16 protein-coding genes are annotated in these 14,495 nt (G+C 30.7%); 14 read left to right on the forward strand and 2 right to left on the reverse strand.

What is annotated here, in order from left to right:
- Positions 1-87: 87 nt before the first annotated feature.
- The 14 genes from Q0935_RS09770 (at position 88) to Q0935_RS09835 (ending at position 12,650) form a co-directional block, all read left to right on the forward strand.
- Positions 88-576: a hypothetical protein gene (locus Q0935_RS09770; RefSeq protein WP_299385378.1), complete on the forward strand. Its 489-nt coding sequence runs from the start codon at positions 88-90 to the stop codon at positions 574-576.
- Between the two features lie 38 nt (positions 577-614).
- Complete coding sequence (locus tag Q0935_RS09775) at positions 615-1,115, forward strand: hypothetical protein (protein ID WP_299385380.1); 501 nt, start codon at positions 615-617, stop codon at positions 1,113-1,115.
- 158 nt (positions 1,116-1,273) lie between these two features.
- Complete coding sequence (locus tag Q0935_RS09780; RefSeq protein WP_299385383.1) at positions 1,274-1,801, forward strand: DMP19 family protein; 528 nt, start codon at positions 1,274-1,276, stop codon at positions 1,799-1,801.
- Between the two features lie 152 nt (positions 1,802-1,953).
- On the forward strand, positions 1,954-2,775 hold the full coding sequence (locus Q0935_RS09785) for a GIY-YIG nuclease family protein (RefSeq protein ID WP_299385385.1): 822 nt from the start codon (positions 1,954-1,956) through the stop codon (positions 2,773-2,775).
- Positions 2,776-2,944: 169 nt separating this feature from the next.
- Positions 2,945-3,739 (forward strand): cation transporter, encoded by a 795-nt coding sequence (locus Q0935_RS09790; RefSeq protein ID WP_299385387.1) that lies wholly within the window; start codon positions 2,945-2,947, stop codon positions 3,737-3,739.
- Between the two features lie 324 nt (positions 3,740-4,063).
- Positions 4,064-6,271: a DNA cytosine methyltransferase gene (locus Q0935_RS09795; RefSeq protein WP_299385390.1), complete on the forward strand. Its 2,208-nt coding sequence runs from the start codon at positions 4,064-4,066 to the stop codon at positions 6,269-6,271.
- Positions 6,268-7,449: an MvaI/BcnI restriction endonuclease family protein gene (locus Q0935_RS09800; protein WP_299385392.1), complete on the forward strand. Its 1,182-nt coding sequence runs from the start codon at positions 6,268-6,270 to the stop codon at positions 7,447-7,449. Before Q0935_RS09795 ends, Q0935_RS09800 begins: the two co-directional genes overlap by 4 nt.
- Positions 7,450-7,781: 332 nt before the next feature.
- Entirely contained in the window at positions 7,782-8,240 is a 459-nt protein-coding gene (locus Q0935_RS09805; protein ID WP_299385394.1) for a hypothetical protein, read from the forward strand.
- 205 nt (positions 8,241-8,445) lie between these two features.
- Positions 8,446-8,853, forward strand: coding sequence for a hypothetical protein (locus tag Q0935_RS09810; RefSeq protein ID WP_299385396.1), 408 nt, complete (start codon positions 8,446-8,448; stop codon positions 8,851-8,853).
- A 5-nt stretch (positions 8,854-8,858) separates the two neighbouring features.
- Entirely contained in the window at positions 8,859-9,074 is a 216-nt protein-coding gene (locus Q0935_RS09815) for a hypothetical protein (protein ID WP_269354032.1), read from the forward strand.
- Positions 9,075-9,301: 227 nt separating this feature from the next.
- Positions 9,302-10,096, forward strand: a complete 795-nt coding sequence (locus Q0935_RS09820) for a cation transporter (protein ID WP_299385387.1) — start codon at positions 9,302-9,304, stop codon at positions 10,094-10,096.
- 166 nt (positions 10,097-10,262) lie between these two features.
- Positions 10,263-10,943 carry a hypothetical protein gene (locus Q0935_RS09825; protein ID WP_299385400.1) on the forward strand — a complete coding sequence of 227 codons (681 nt, stop codon included), beginning with the start codon at positions 10,263-10,265 and terminating at the stop codon, positions 10,941-10,943.
- Positions 10,944-11,088: 145 nt separating this feature from the next.
- On the forward strand, positions 11,089-12,018 hold the full coding sequence (locus Q0935_RS09830; protein ID WP_299385402.1) for a hypothetical protein: 930 nt from the start codon (positions 11,089-11,091) through the stop codon (positions 12,016-12,018).
- Positions 12,019-12,098: 80 nt separating this feature from the next.
- Positions 12,099-12,650, forward strand: a complete 552-nt coding sequence (locus Q0935_RS09835; RefSeq protein WP_299385404.1) for a hypothetical protein — start codon at positions 12,099-12,101, stop codon at positions 12,648-12,650.
- 29 nt (positions 12,651-12,679) lie between these two features.
- On the opposite strand, the gene Q0935_RS09840 is transcribed toward Q0935_RS09835, so the two are convergent.
- Both Q0935_RS09840 and Q0935_RS09845 read right to left on the reverse strand, forming a co-directional pair.
- Positions 12,680-14,083, reverse strand: coding sequence for an ATP-binding protein (locus Q0935_RS09840; protein ID WP_299385407.1), 1,404 nt, complete (start codon positions 14,081-14,083; stop codon positions 12,680-12,682).
- 12 nt (positions 14,084-14,095) lie between these two features.
- The gene (locus Q0935_RS09845; protein WP_299385410.1) at positions 14,096-14,491 is read right to left on the reverse strand and encodes a response regulator; all 396 of its coding nucleotides are present in this window, start codon (positions 14,489-14,491) and stop codon (positions 14,096-14,098) included.
- Between the last annotated feature and the right edge of the window lie 4 nt (positions 14,492-14,495).

Here is a 14,495-nt window from a genome sequence, read left to right on the forward strand (position 1 = left end):
TTCGGAATTTTCTCGGGTTCGTATTTGTTTACTAAATTAGTTGCTAAACCACGCAACTAACCATACACAACAACGTTGTGCATAATTATGAAGAAACTACTTTTCATTTTAATAATGATGTTTTCAATCCAATCTTTTGCATGTTCTTGCGAATGTAATTGGGATTGTAGATTCGGAGCAGTTTCTGATAATCAGGAATTCGTAGCACTTATTAAAGTTATTGAATACACCGATTATTTTGAACATAGAAATGAAAAATTCCCATATTCGATAACGGTTGAAATAATTAAGAAATATAAAGGCTCGGAATCAAAAAAGCGGATAAAAATTTGGGGAGACAATGGAATGCTATGCAGACCATATATTTCGGATTTTGAAGTTGGAAAGTATTATTTAATCGCACCATCGAAAATCGAATATGACTCGAAACCTGACCAAAAGAATGATTATGACTTGTTTTCGTGCCATACCGATTATTTAGAAGTGGATTATGAAAAGAAAATGGCTTACGGAGATTACTCTTGGTGGCGAAAAGAAATAAGTTTGGAAAAGTTTGAGAGTAAGCTTAATAAATAACTTTAGGTAACAAAATCTATAATTCCAATATAAACCGAATGAACAAAAATATTTTATTATTATTCCTCATTTTTACCTGTTTAAGTTATGGGCAAAAAATAGAAATTGATTCCACAGACACATTAATATTTAATGACAAAAAAGTTTCTTTAGATTTAACGAGAGACGAACTGAAAGAGGTTTTTGGAAATCCCGATAGAATTACGTTAAAACATAATATTATTTGGACTTATGACGAGTTAGGGTTTATGATTTACATAAAGCCACAGACTCTGAAAATAATGAATATTACTATTAATTTCAAAAAGGAAACTCACGACTTTTCCCCTAAAGAAAAATTTAAAGGAACACTAATTATATTTGGTTCAGCTGTAACCGAATACACAACTTCTGCTGGATTGAAAAGTATTGAGAAAGAAGCAATAAAGAGAAATCGACCACCTGTTTATTCCATAAAAACATCTAATCATTCTATGCATTTCTTTCAAAGTGAGAAAATGAAATCTGAATTATCAGGTTGCGAAATAAATCTGATATAAAAACTATGCACAACACCGTGTATAATTAATTGCTTTGGTCGTTGCTTATTTGGAAAATTCCTTCGGAATTTTCTCGCGTTCGTTTTTGTTTACTAAATTAGTTGCTGAAACACGCAACTAACCATACACAACAACGTTGTAACACATTAAACCATACTTTGAAAAAACTGCTATTATTCATATCATCTTTATTCTTTGCCAACGCAAATGCGCAATCTGAATTTGATTTAGAAAAAGTTTTGAAAATCGAAAGACGAGATATGATTGTTATGGAAATCGACTCATATCTGAATGAAAAATCAGAATATGGAGAAAATATTGAGAAACTGAATTCTAAACAACGGACTTTTCTTTTTGTGGAAAATTTGGAACGTGAAATAAATAATGGAGGATTTAATCAATTCTATTTTAATTCAAGCGGAGATTTTAGTCAAGAAACTGTGAATGCTTTATTGGAAATTGGAGCGGAAAAAACAGCGGAAATTGTAAAAAAGGCAAACTCTGAATTTAAAAGCGGAACTGTTCCCAAAAACAGAACTGAAAGACAAAATGAACTGGAATTAATTGAAGGAAAAGCGGAGGAAAACTGGAACAAATGCGATTCGGAATTTTATAAATATCAGGATAATTTGACCGAATTATTAATTGCATTTGTAATTAAGAACAAATCGGAATTTAAAAAATAACGTGTTACAACACCGTATAAAAATAATGCTTAGTTTAGTACTTAATCAAGAGTCCGTGCGCTTTTGTTACGTCTGATTTTCCTTCGGAAAATCCTCGCACACAAAACCGCACTATTCTTATACATAAACGTTGGCAAACATATGACCAAAAAATGAACAGAAGAACAAAGTTTAATACTTCTGAATATAATCAGCTTCGGAAATTAATTAAGGAAAAAGTTTTGGCTGATAAAATTGAGCAAAAGAAAATTAGAAATAAGATTCGCTCAATTGGGTTTCATTTTTCAATGTTTTCATCAAAAAAAGGATACAATCTAATTGATTTTGAACAACTAATTAATTCTGGACAAATTTCAATTGTGGATAATGGATTTGAAAATCAAAAAAAGGAATCAAGAAATACTAAAATAAGCCCGAAATTAAACTCAACGAAATTTGAGATAAATCTATCAAGCGACCCATTTAAAAACGGAATTTTCACTCAAATTGAAAAGCTGGATAAAAGTAAACTAGATAAAACTGGAATTTATTGTTTTCGATTAAAAGCAAACTCAAAATTGCCAGAAAAATACCAACGAATACTTGACAATAAGCAGAACCGAATAATCTATATTGGAAAAGCAGAAGGACAATCTTTAGCAAGTCGTTTATCACAAGAATTTTACCATACAAGTCCTGGAACATTTTTCAGAAGTATTGGAGCTGTTCTTGAATTTCAACCAATTGCAGGACATTTAATAGGAAAATCAAATCAAAAGAATTATAAATTTTCAAAACCTAATACTGAATTAATAATTTCTTGGTTAGTGAATAATGTAGAAATTTGTGTCTTTAATTGTTCAAATGATTTTACAATCGAAAAAGAGTTAATTAAAAAATATAGACCGATTTTAAACCACACTCATAATCCTGAAAAATGTCAGGAATTAGTAAATGACAGAAGAAAATGTCGAATGATAGCTAAGAATGAATAAAAAATACGATTTGCCAACAACGTGTATAATTAATGGCTAGTTCTCGCCTACTTACGAAAATCCTCGCGGATTTTCTATTCGGTTTTTATTTGCTAAATTAGGTGCTTAAAACACGCCACTAATCATACACAAACACGTTGTAAGTAATGCCGAAAAACCCAGAAACCGAGTGAATAAAACGATATTTGAAATTACCAAAATGGACTGTCCTTCAGAGGAAAATCTAATCCGAATGAAATTGGACGGAATTTCGAGCATTGCAAATTTGGAATTTGATATTCCGAACCGAAAATTGACCGTTTTTCACAGCGGAGAAATTGACCAAATCGAAAAGTCCGTTATCGAATTGAATTTAGGCGGAAAGAAAATCTCAACTGAAAAAACCGACCAAACGGAATTTAAAGAAAACGAAAATCAGAAAAAACTTCTTTGGTCTGTACTTATCATAAATTTTGCGTTTTTCATAATCGAAATGACAACAGGAATTATCTCAAAATCTATGGGACTTGTTGCCGATAGTTTAGATATGCTTGCGGACAGTTTTGTGTATGGAATTAGTTTGTTTGCGGTTGGCGGAACAGTAATAAAGAAAAAACGGATTGCCAAACTTGCTGGATATTTTCAAATAATACTTGCGATTATTGGATTTGTAGAAGTCTTGAGAAGATTTTTAGGAAACGAGAAACTTCCCGATTTTTCAACAATGATTATTGTTTCGATTTTTGCACTTATCGCAAACGGAATTTGTCTTTATATTTTGCAAAAGTCAAAGAGCAAAGAAGAAGCACATATGAAAGCGAGTATGATTTTTACTTCGAATGACGTGATTATCAATTTGGGAGTAATAATTGCAGGAATTTTAGTGCATTATTTGAGTTCTAATAAACCTGATTTGATTATCGGAACAATTGTTTTTGCATTGGTAATTCAAGGAGCATTTCGGATTTTGAAATTAAGTAAGTGAACGAAAAAAGCACTACTTACAACACCGTGTATAATTAATTGCTTGTTTTAATCCTACTTACGAACATTCCTGCGGAATATTCTATCTGTGATTTATTTGCTAACTTAGTGCCAAAATCACGCAACTAACCATACACAATCACGTTACCTGCAAGCTGAAAATCCAACCGCACAGTCAAGCACATTTCATTTTTTTCGTGCCTCAAAAAATAAAAAGAGCTTGCCTTTTCCCAACGCTCACTCATAACAAAAACCAGAATTAAATAGGAATTTAAAAAAATGTCCGTAAATTTGTCCGTGTACGCAAAAACGTCCGTGAATAATTATGGCTACAATTAATTTTTATTTAGACAAACCTGACAAAAAAGGGTTTGCACCAATTCATCTTCGAATAAACTGTAACGGAAGCCAAGTTAAGGTTTCTACAGGACAGAAAATAGAACCGAAAAACTTCAATAAACCCAAACAAAAAGCGATTGGACTAAGTGTGGAATCTCACGAAATCAATCATTATTTAGATTTCCTAAGAGAAAGAGCAGATGAACTTTTGCATCATTCCAATAAAAAAACCTTTGTTCAAGACGAAGTTAAAAGCGTATTGAACGAACATATAGAAAACTATAAAGAAAGTAACAATGTAAATATTGTTAAAGAACAGGTTGCTCTTTATGGAAAACCTTTCACTTTTGTAGATTTATTTGCTGGAGCTGGCGGTTTTAGTGAAGGCTTTTTACAAGCTGAACATAATAATAAATTCTTTGATTTCGTTGTTGCAAACGACATCAACGAAAATTGCGAATTAACTCACGTTGTTCGCTATAATCATCAATTAGGTTTGGATGCTAAATTTCTAAAACAGGATATTACCGAACCTGACTTTTTAGACAATTTATTAGAAAACATAGATGGGCGTAAAATTGACGTTGTATGTGGTGGACCACCTTGTCAAAGTTTCAGTCTTGCAGGTAAGCGAAAGAAATTCGATAAAAAAGACGACCTTTTTTCTCACTACTTAGAAGTCATTAAGGTTTTACAACCTAAATACTTTGTGATGGAAAACGTAAAAGGCATTTTGACCAAAGAAGGTGGTAAAATAAAAGAATTAATTATCAAAGAAATCAACTCTATTGTTGACATAAAAGAAATTCCATTACTAAATACATTCATCAAAAAAATACGAAAAGAATCAAATTCTTTCCTTTTTGATAGTATTGTAAAAAGGGTTGAACTTGAAAAACTACTTGAAAAAGACAAGGAAATTGGAAAAGCTGATTTCATCAGCTTTGTAGAGAATAGATTTAAAAAACTGACACCAAAAATTGCAGACTACAAAACCAGTAAAACGGACGAAAACATCAATACAATTCGTCACGGTTTCAACCTTTTGACTCGAACAAAAGAATGGGAGAAATTAAAACGTGACATTATCAAAGAAAAAGATTTTTGCAATATCGATAGTGATGATTTCACAAATGCTTTTACTGATTTTCTAACAGAAATAGGCTCTGAAAATGTTATCTCAAAAATTGAGAATTCTTTTAAAGCCTTAAAAGTTCCAACAGATTATAAAAAAGATTGTGAGGATATCATAACTGCATTAAAAATCTACACAACGTCCTTTGATGAATCTATTGAGATATTAAAATCTCATTGTAATAAATCGCAGAAAAAGGAATTAGAAACTATTCTTGAAAGCATAAGGCTTTATAAAATAGAACAACCATTTGTTGCTAACGCTTCAAATTATGGTGTTCCTCAAAACAGAGAAAGAGTCCTTTTTATTGGTTGCCGCAAAGACCAAAAATATATTTCGGAAGTCCCTGCAACGGTTTCAGAAGAAGAAAAAGTAACTATTTTCGAAGCTTTATACGATTTAGACTTTATTGGTAATAACCAAGAAGCACATCGATATGAAGAAATTGATATTTCTGCTCAATACAACGGAACTGCAAAGAAAATGGCTAAACTTCTCAAAAAAAGAAAAATTGACGGGAAGCCTATTTCCAAAGGTGGAAAATCATTTGCAGAATGGTCAAAAAAAGGTAGGTTAATTGAACGATTTAAACCTCAAACAAAACCATTTTACGTAAAAAATACTGAAGGTTTAGAGAATGGAGAAAAATATTTTGACATCCTAAATAATCACAAAACAAGTAATCAAAACGAAACCGTGATTGAAAGACTCGGAGTGATTTTAAAAAATGGTAATTATAGAAAATCACAACCAGAACTTGAGAAATTAAATCTTTCTACAAACAAGAGAAATTACAATGTTTTAAAACCAGACGAGCAAAGCTCTACAATAATGACTATTGCAGATGATTACATTCATTACAATTCGCCTCGGTCTTTAACAGTTAGAGAAATGGCACGCTTACAATCGTTTGACGACTCATTTGTGTTTCAAGGAAAACGGTCTACAGGTGGAAATAACAGAAAAACAGAAGTGCCACAATACACTCTAGTTGGAAATGCTGTTCCGCCTTTATTAGCACGAGCAGTAGCAAGTGAAATTTTAAAACATATCAAGTGAGAAAGCTTACAGACGCAGAACAAGAAAAGATAAAATTACTGACCAAAAACCAAGTTTCTCTTACTTTAATTGAACCAACTGAAACTGGATTAAAAAAATCCATAATGGATGCAACTGGTTCTGTACGTAGTTATTTGAAAAGTGAAAATATTCACGATTACGAATTACAACAACAAGGTACAGAGAGCAAAATAATGATTCCAGCAGTTATTCATACTGGTTTTAAGACAATAAAATCACAAGCATCTTTATATCGTCCTTCAACTAAAAAAGGAGACCCACGAATTTGGTTTTATAGCTTAACAAAGGTTGCAGAGCCAAATGATATTATTGCAATAACGTACTTTGATAGTCAATTTCAAGTTTTCAACTTGACAAAATTGGACATCAGAGAATTGATTAATTCTTCAATTCTAAATCCATTTCAAGAGTTAATTAATGCAATTAACACGACTGAGAATGAAGTAGCTTTTGAGCTTTTGGGAATGCTAAGAAAAATAGCAAATGCTGGCCCAATTCCTTCAATGGTAGATGCTGACACTTCTGTTGGTAGAACACTTGAAACTGCACTTGGAATAGACATTAACTCTTCTAAACAACCAGATTATAAAGGAATTGAGCTAAAATCATTCAGAAATAGCAGAACGAATCGAAAAAATCTATTTGCACAAGTTCCAGATTGGAAATTAAGCAAGTTTAAAAGTTCAGCAGAAATTCTGGATAATTTTGGTTACCAACGTGAAGATGATTTTAAATTGTATTGTACAGTTTCAGCAATTACAAGGAACTCACAAGGTTTGAATTTGAGAATTGATAACGATATAAAGCAACTAATTGAAAACTCTGATAAACCAGAAGTTGGAGATTTTGTGGTTTGGACTCTGGAAAAACTTCATAATCGACTAAGAGAAAAGCATAAAGAAACATTTTGGGTTGAAGCCGAAAGCACAAGAATAAATGACCGAGAACATTTTCAATACAAATTAGTTGAACATACAAAAAAGCCAATTACTACTCAATTTGATTTACTAATTGACCAAGGGATTATTACTCTCGACCATCTAATTAAACGAACAAAAACTGGGGGAGCAAAAGAAAAAGGTCCAATTTTTAAAATCAAACCAGAAGGAATTGAATTGCTGTTTCCACCAAGTGAAAGTTATAATTTAATGGCATAGCGGAATTGCCAACGCTAAAAGCCATACACATTTCCAGTCGCGCCATCCACGCTACACCAAAACTGTAAAAGAGTATGTCTTTGCCAACGCTAGCAAGTTTGCGGAAAAAAGCCAGCCAGGTAACAGTGTATAAAAAACATAGGGCATTTATGGCTTAACCGAAAGGTCTGTGAAAGTTAAGAATGTCCGCTAAATATAAAATTTGGCGTTTATAGAAGAAAAAATAAAAGCAAAATATTTATATTTAGCTAAGTAATAAACCGAAACGAAAGTGCTTTTTAACTGCCCTACGTTTCTTATACGTTAACGTTGTAACCAATTTGAGAAACCTAATGCGAAAGAAGAAAAATCTGATTTTAATTGCAATTCTAATAATCGGAATTTTAAGTTTCTATGGTTTTAAAAACTACGCTGAAAAAGTAAAAAACGAACATTCTCTTGCTACTCAAATTTCATCTAAAATATTTGACTTTAATACGTTTGACTTAAAAGTTGATTCTGCTCTGAATTTATCGGATTTTAAAGTTGTGAATCAAAATAGCGGAAAAACAATCTTTGCGGACGGAAAAAACCGAAAAGGAATTAAAAACGAATATGGTCATTGCACTTTTGAATTGTTTTGGAAAGGAAAACAGGTTTATGAATTTGGACACTTCAAAATGAATAATTGGAATACTAACAAATACGAATTGAATATTGGAATGGAAAATAACGAACTTAAACCGAGTTTGGAAATTTATGGACCTGACAGTAAAAAAGCGGATTTATATTTTAGAAAAATAACGGAATAAAAAACTGGTTACAACAACGTGTATAAAAAATTGCTAAATTGGTGCTTAACCAAAGGTCGTTGCATTTTTGTTACGTCTGAATTTCCTTCGGAAATTCCTCGCACACAAAAACGCAACTATTCATACACAAGACCGTTGTAAAACATTTACGAAAAACCGTATGAAATTGATATTTACATTGTTAATTGGACTTTTTACTCTGACTTTGAACGCTCAAGCGGACGAAGAAGAAACTGTAATATTCTCAAGAATTGGAGAATTGAGTGATGAACAATTGAATAATTCTGGAGCTTCTAAACTGACTTTTGTTACGGACAAAAAAGAGGCTGAAAAAATGGCGGAATTGGATATTAAAAACGGAATTCCATTTCTTTTATTAATGGGCGGAATTGCACCAACGATAATTGCAACTGACCCAATTTTTGAAAAAGAATATGGAATTTATTTTTTTGAGTTTGGTTGTACAGGATCAGAAAACGAAATAATAATCGCTTATAACAGAATTATATTTGAACACCTAAATTCGACAAAAGGAAAAAAGTGGATTAAAGACGTCAGAGATGACGTAATTGGATTTAAAGATTGGAAACGAAATAACAAACGGAAAGATTAAACAAAATGACTGAATTTATAATTATCTCTATCCTTGTTATTCTATTTGCTGGATTTTTATATTGGGCTTATTTGCCTGATTATCGGAGAAATCCTAAAGAATTTTGGAGAACATTAATTGGAATGCCAATTGGGATGCTTTTAGGTGGTTTAGGATACTCGACTTTGAATGATAAAATAAAAAAATGGGCAACTGACGACAAAAAGAAGAACGCGAAATAAAACGTTTTACAACAACGTATATAGCTCATAGATTGGTAGTTGCATAATTCAAAGTTAAGGCATATTTGGAAAGTCGCCAAATTTTTAAATTTGGCTTATTGAAAATAAAAGGTAATAAGAAAATTAAAAAATTCGGCTTGTGTTTAACCGAATGGTTATCGCTAATTTGCACGCTACGAGCCATATACAAAACCGTTGTAAGTAATGCCGAAAAACCCAGAAACCGAGTGAATAAAACGATATTTGAAATTACCAAAATGGACTGTCCTTCAGAGGAAAATCTAATCCGAATGAAATTGGACGGAATTTCGAGCATTGCAAATTTGGAATTTGATATTCCGAACCGAAAATTGACCGTTTTTCACAGCGGAGAAATTGACCAAATCGAAAAGTCCGTTATCGAATTGAATTTAGGCGGAAAGAAAATCTCAACTGAAAAAACCGACCAAACGGAATTTAAAGAAAACGAAAATCAGAAAAAACTTCTTTGGTCTGTACTTATCATAAATTTTGCGTTTTTCATAATCGAAATGACAACAGGAATTATCTCAAAATCTATGGGACTTGTTGCCGATAGTTTAGATATGCTTGCGGACAGTTTTGTGTATGGAATTAGTTTGTTTGCGGTTGGCGGAACAGTAATAAAGAAAAAACGGATTGCCAAACTTGCTGGATATTTTCAAATAATACTTGCGATTATTGGATTTGTAGAAGTCTTGAGAAGATTTTTAGGAAACGAGAAACTTCCCGATTTTTCAACAATGATTATTGTTTCGATTTTTGCACTTATCGCAAACGGAATTTGTCTTTATATTTTGCAAAAGTCAAAGAGCAAAGAAGAAGCACATATGAAAGCGAGTATGATTTTTACTTCGAATGACGTGATTATCAATTTGGGAGTAATAATTGCAGGAATTTTAGTGCATTATTTGAGTTCTAATAAACCTGATTTGATTATCGGAACAATTGTTTTTGCATTGGTAATTCAAGGAGCATTTCGGATTTTGAAATTAAGTAAGTGAACGAAAAAAGCACTACTTACAACACCGTGTATAATTAATTGCTTGTTTTAATCCTACTTACGAACATTCCTGCGGAATATTCTATCTGTGATTTATTTGCTAACTTAGTGCCAAAATCACGCAACTAACCATACACAATCACGTTCTGGTTAATTTGCCCAAACCAATGAACAGAAAACTAATTTTAATATTTCTACTTACAATTGTCCAAATTTCTTGGGCTCAAGATTGTAATTTTGAAATACGAAATTTATCGAATATTCTAAATGGAAAATCGGAACTTATTGACAAAACGGAATATGATAAAGTTGTTGAGATTTCAGAAGAATTTATTGAGTTTAATCCAAAATCTGAAATTGAACTGACCAAAAAATATCCAAGAATTTTCAAACTTAAAGATTCTTGCTATACATTTTCGGCAATCTCAAATATCGGAATTGGAATAAAAACAACTGAATTAAAAGCTTGTAAAAATAAAATTCAAACAAAAGAATATTCGGATTATAAATTCAAAGGAACTTATTGCGGAAATGCTTTAATTGAAATCATTGGTTACGAAAGTTGGGGATTTTTATCAGTTAACTTGAAAGACGGACTGACTTGTTTTACAATGGGAAAACCTTTGACTTCAGATGGAGAAACGACTATTTCTCACTCAAACTATTATGGAGAAGAGGAAATCGCATTAACTGATTTAAAAACTAAAGAACAGTACGTTATTGGAATTGAAGGTTGGAATACAATTGAATCAAGAGTATTTGAAAATATTTACTATTTAAAACTTGAGTCTTTTATGAGTAAATGCAAAAATGAAACTAGATATTTGAAAGTAAAAATAAAAAACTAACCACAACACTGTATATAAAAAATTGCTATTTTTAGCTAAACCAATGTGAGTTGCTTTGCTTGCTTGCATCTGATTTTCCTTCGGAAAATCCTCGCACACAAAACCATAATATCCTTATATAACAACTTTACCAGACAAACTTAAAATGAAAATAACTAAGCTCTCTATTTTATTACTTTTTATATCAAACTTATTATTAGCACAAAATAAATCTGATATTACACAATTTAATAAATCATTAAATCAGTTTCATAATGTGAGGGATTTTAGTATTTCTAAAGATGGAAAAGAAGTTTATTTCACTATACAAAGTCCTAATCAAGAAATTTCGCAACTTGCATACATTAAAAAAGAAAGTAATAAATGGTCTGAACCAGAATTATTATCTTTTTGTGATTCATATATGTACTTAGAACCATTTCTATCATTTGATAATAATCGATTGTTTTTTGTTTCTGATAGACCATTAAATGATTCTATTAGTTCCAAAAAAGATTTTGATATATGGTATGTAGACCGAAATAAAGAGAATAATAAATGGTCTAAACCAAAGAATATTGGAAAGCCTGTTAATTCTGAATTAGACCAGTTTTATCCTTCTGTAAGCAAAAATAACAATCTATATTTTACGATGGTATCTCCTTTAGGTATAGGAAAAGATGATATTTATTTTTGCAAATGGGAAGGTGATAAATATTCAAACCCTATTTTATTAAGCGAAAATATAAATAGTGCTGGTTATGAATTTAATGCTTTTATTTCAGAAAAAGAAGATTTTCTAATATTCTCAAAATATAAAGAAAAAGATGGTCAAGGAAGTGGTGATTTATACATTTCTAAAAAGGATGAAAAAGGAAAATGGAAAATGGCAACAAATTTAGGTATTCCCGTAAATACAAAATACATGGAATATTGCCCATTTTATGATGAAACAAATCAGATATTATATTTTACTAGTAAAAGAAATAATTTAAAATCGAGAAGCTTTAATACTATTTCAGATCTGAAAAAACATATTAACGATAGCAATAATGGTCTAAGTAAAATATACATGACTCCTCTTAAAATTGAATAAAACTATTGCCAAAAAAGTTTATCTTTAAATATACTAAATCGTATAAAACAAGCTAAACCTGATCAACCTAATTTATATTCATGAACAAAAAATTATGGTGGAAAAATCATTATGCTGAAGAATGTCTAGTATTTGGAATCTGTTGTATTCTTTGTTCTTTCTACTTTTTTGCACCAACACTTTTTACTTTTAAAAATGCTCTAATTTCTAAATCTGGTGAAATAAAAGAGGTAGAAACATACTATGTTCAAGTTTCAAGCAGTAATGGAATTTATGATGTAAAAAGTATAAAGGCTGAACTACAATTTTACATTAGTGGACAACCACAATTATACTCACTTAAAAAAAATATAGGAATTGAAAGCCGTTACGAAATGTATGAGGATATAAAAAAAGCATTAAGTAACTCAAACGCTGTAAAAGTTTGGATTAAAAAGAGTGAATCGGAAAAGTGGAATCCTGAAGTTTTTCAAATTGAAAAAAATGATGGAATAATTTTATTTGATATTAATGATGCAAAATATGAATTGTATTTTTTGTTTCCATTTTTAATGGTACTTGGAACATTCTCATCAAGCATATATTTAAAGCATAAATATCCTGAAAAATTTAAAAAATACATTGGCATTTAATTAAAGTCTGTTGGTAACACAACAAATAATTAATTATGAATATTCTTTAAGCCTCCATCATCATTATTGCTATTATCAATAAGAATATCGTTTTCAATATTTTTTAATGGCAAAGAGACAAAGAACGTACTACCTTCCCCTAATTTAGAATCAACCCATATAGTACCATTTAAAAGTTTAACTAGCTTTTTTGCTATAGTAAGACCTATACCAACGCCTTCATGCGTTCTATTAAAAGAACCATTAACTTGAGTAAAACCATTAAAGATTAAATCTTGATGACTTTGGTCTATACCAATGCCTTTGTCTGATACAAAAAAAGTAATCTGACTTTTATTTTCTTCTTTACAAATATTAAACCCATAATCTATGGTACCATTGTCTGAAAATTTAATAGCATTTTTTAATATATTTTCTATAATGTGTTTAAGTTTTAATTCGTCGGTATATATTATTAATTTCTCATAATCTGAAGGTACAGACAGGTTGAAGCCTAAATGTTGTTTTCCTAAATGCTTTTGATAAACCTGCATTGATTCATTAATTTTATTAAGAAAAACAGCCAAATCTACATCCTTTAATATCACTTTTTCTTTTCCAGTTTCGATAGCAGATACTTTAAAAAGATCATTAATAAGTTTTAGTAAATGATCGCCACTTTTATTAATAATTTGAACGTACTCAAGAATGTCTTCCATAGAAGAGTCTCCTTCTATTAAATCTGACAAACCAATAATAGCATTAAGTGGTGTTCTTAACTCGTGAGACATGGTTGATAAAAACTGAGATTTTAATCTATCGCTTTCTTCTGCTTTATCTTTTGCATAAGAAAGCTCTAAAGTTCGTTCTTTAACCAAGTTTTCGAGGTTGTTTCTATATTGTTCTAATTCTTTATTTTGAGTAGTAATTTCGTGTTGCTTTTCTAAAAGTAAGTTGTTTTTATTATTTAATTCTTGTGTACGCAACTTTACTTTATGCTCTAGTGAAGTGCTTAACTCTATTAATTCTTTATTTTTAATTTTAAGCTGATTATCTCGCTGGTAACTTTTAAGCGCTTCTTTAACAGTTAAAACAAGGTCGTTAGTATGCCAAGGCTTAGAAATAAACCTATATAAACCTGCATTATTTATTGAATTTGCAACACCTTCTATAGTGGCTTGCCCAGTTAATAATATGTTTAATGTTTGCGGTGATTTTTCATGAAGCTGCATTAAAAACTCGTCACCTTTCATTACTGGCATTGCATAATCTGCTATAACAACTTGAATTTCGTAATTTAAGTCTAGCAAATTATTAATAGCTTCTAAAGCTTCTATTCCAGACTCTGCCGTTTCAATAATATAATTATTACCAAAAGCATTTTTTAGTTCTGTTTTTAAGCTATTTAGAACTATCTTTTCATCATCAATGCAAAATATAACACCTGTTTTCATTCTTCTTGATTTTTAATTAATTGTATTTCTAGAATCTATACAAGAAAATAATTCAGATTCAATCCATGGTTTTCTAATACATTTATATAAACTAGCTTCCTTTTTTGTTTTTTCAATAGAAATAGTATCGGCTTGACCGGTTAACATTATTTTTAATGCCTTTGGATATTTGCTATGCACTTTAATTAAAAACTCGTCGCCCTTAATTCCTGGCATTAACCAATCGCTAATTATTATTAGTTTAACTGTAAGATCCGTCATTATCTCATCGATAATCTCAAACGCATCAACAGCACTCTCGGCAGTTTCATACAAAAACAAATTGCCGTAATTTTCCTTTAATTGCGCTTTTATGCTATTTAGTATGATTTTCTCATCATCAACACATAATATTACAGTTTTTGCCATAGTA

Source organism: uncultured Lacinutrix sp., from assembly GCF_947500605.1.
Lineage (GTDB): Bacteria > Bacteroidota > Bacteroidia > Flavobacteriales > Flavobacteriaceae > Lacinutrix.

Coding starts and splice junctions, on each gene's coding strand:
- Q0935_RS09770 (WP_299385378.1), top strand. CDS start 88: ATGAAGAAACTACTTTTCATTTTAATAATGATGTTTTCAATCCAATCT.
- Q0935_RS09775 (WP_299385380.1), top strand. CDS start 615: ATGAACAAAAATATTTTATTATTATTCCTCATTTTTACCTGTTTAAGT.
- Q0935_RS09785 (WP_299385385.1), top strand. CDS start 1,954: ATGAACAGAAGAACAAAGTTTAATACTTCTGAATATAATCAGCTTCGG.
- Q0935_RS09795 (WP_299385390.1), top strand. CDS start 4,064: ATGGCTACAATTAATTTTTATTTAGACAAACCTGACAAAAAAGGGTTT.
- Q0935_RS09805 (WP_299385394.1), top strand. CDS start 7,782: ATGCGAAAGAAGAAAAATCTGATTTTAATTGCAATTCTAATAATCGGA.
- Q0935_RS09815 (WP_269354032.1), top strand. CDS start 8,859: ATGACTGAATTTATAATTATCTCTATCCTTGTTATTCTATTTGCTGGA.
- Q0935_RS09825 (WP_299385400.1), top strand. CDS start 10,263: ATGAACAGAAAACTAATTTTAATATTTCTACTTACAATTGTCCAAATT.
- Q0935_RS09830 (WP_299385402.1), top strand. CDS start 11,089: ATGAAAATAACTAAGCTCTCTATTTTATTACTTTTTATATCAAACTTA.
- Q0935_RS09835 (WP_299385404.1), top strand. CDS start 12,099: ATGAACAAAAAATTATGGTGGAAAAATCATTATGCTGAAGAATGTCTA.
- Q0935_RS09840 (WP_299385407.1), bottom strand. CDS start 14,083: ATGAAAACAGGTGTTATATTTTGCATTGATGATGAAAAGATAGTTCTA.
- Q0935_RS09845 (WP_299385410.1), bottom strand. CDS start 14,491: ATGGCAAAAACTGTAATATTATGTGTTGATGATGAGAAAATCATACTA.